The organism is Candidatus Obscuribacterales bacterium (assembly GCA_036703605.1).
Taxonomy (GTDB): Bacteria; Cyanobacteriota; Cyanobacteriia; order RECH01; family RECH01; genus RECH01.
The window spans coordinates 1-1,638 of sequence record DATNRH010001079.1 but is presented as its reverse complement, the minus strand read 5'-3'; the positions used below and the strand labels follow the sequence as shown (position 1 = coordinate 1,638).

Below are 1,638 nucleotides of genomic sequence, written 5' to 3'. Positions count from 1 at the left end.
CCTGATGGGACTTGCATAAACGACATAACCGTTGTTGCTCACAGACCTCTCCCTACAGCAATGACGCGATCGCTATGATGCGCCCATTACCATACGCTCGCGTCCCAGAGCATTCAATCACTCTATCGTAAAATATGCGCCAAATGATGTCAGAGCAAGCGATCGCGCCCCTCTTCTGCAACGAGTAACAGCTAGGGAGCGCAGGTCTCATCTGGCTGCCAGTCTGGACAAGTCTGCCCCTGCCAACCGTAGGGATGGAAACCGCAGATCAACAGCGTGCGACTGTCGCGAGCCTGCCCATAGGCAACCCCGTGGTAGTGGGCACAACCTCGACAGACCGATGGCCGCGAAGACGCAACCTCAGAGAAACCAAGCTGCGATCGCAAAATGTGGAGCTGGCTTTGGTGACGATGCCAACGCTGGTGGGCCGATCGCCTGAAACAATCGTTAGCTTTTTGAAACGAATCGTAAGCGGTATTCATAGAACTTTGTTAACGACTAGAGAGAGTCAACAAGGGATCGATATACTAAGGTTTAGGGTGCTTAAGGATATTTTTAGATTACCCGTCAACCCCTTTAGCGATCGCGTCTGGGTGGAGTTGCGCCTTGTCGCAATGAACTGATCACCCCTGCGCGTAGGACTCCAGTCATTGTTTCAATTTCTAACAAGGCTTGCCGTCATGATTTCTGCTCTGCCACCCATTAATGAATCGTCTAATTCCCAAGCGATCGCGCCCCTACAGCCCATTCCCGAACTCATCAACGACCTCCCTAATCTGTGCGGCTGGGAAACTGATCTAGAGCAGGTGCGGCAGGATCAACGTCTAGTCTTTTTGGAACCATCGTCCCCATCGCTGAAGACCTGCACCGCCGCCTTTGCTGTCGCGCTGCATATGCATCAGCCCATGGTACCTGGCCAAGAGTCGGGGCACCTGATGAGCCACCTTCAGTATATGTTTGAGCATCCCTTCGATGGCGATAACCATCGAGCTGGCACCTTCACCTACTGCTACACCCGCATCGCCAACTTCATGGTTGACCTGATCAACCAAGGCTATAGCCCACGGGTGATGTTGACCTACTCCGGCACCTTACTATGGGGGCTGCGGCAGATGGGACGCGGCGACGTGCTCGATAACCTCAAACGCATCACCACTGAAAAAACCTACCAGCCCTACGTTGAATGGCTCGGCACCTTCTGGGGGCACGCGATCGCCCCCACCATTCCCGCCGCTGATTTCAAGCTACATATCCAAGCCTGGCAGCACCACTTCGCCGCCATCTTTGGCTGGGAGGCCCTGCGCCGTGTGCGAGGCTTCTGCCTGCCCGAGCTCCAGCTTCCCACGGAGCCCAATGCTCTCTACACCCTCGTGCAAACCCTCCAACATGCAGGCTACCGCTGGCTATTGGTGCGAGCAGAGCAAGTCTGTACCCCTGAGGGACAGCCCCTCTCCCAGATTCACCTACCCCATCGCCTAGAGGTGACCAACACCCAAGGTCAAACCCTGAGCATGACGGTGCTTGTGCAGCCCAGCCACTGCACCGCCGAGTCCCTCGCCAGTATGGAGCCCTACCGCCAAGCCCAGCAGCTTGCCCGCCAACCCATTGGCGATCGCTTCGTCCCGCCCCTCGTCACCC

The 1,638-nt window shown here is 56.2% G+C and carries 2 protein-coding genes; one reads left to right on the top strand and one right to left on the bottom strand.

Annotated features, from left to right (window positions below; genetic code table 11):
* Positions 1-191 precede the first annotated feature (191 nt).
* Entirely contained in the window at positions 192-482 is a 291-nt protein-coding gene (locus tag V6D20_22140; protein HEY9818485.1) for a hypothetical protein, read from the bottom strand.
* 198 nt (positions 483-680) lie between these two features.
* On the opposite strand from V6D20_22140, the gene V6D20_22135 reads away from it, so the two are divergent.
* A partial coding sequence (locus V6D20_22135; GenBank protein ID HEY9818484.1) for a hypothetical protein occupies positions 681-1,638 on the top strand: 958 nt, incomplete at its 3' end.

What these genes read in the sequence shown, in the direction of transcription:
- V6D20_22140 (HEY9818485.1), bottom strand. Translation starts at nt 482, where the DNA reads ATGAATACCGCTTACGATTCGTTTCAAAAAGCTAACGATTGTTTCAGG.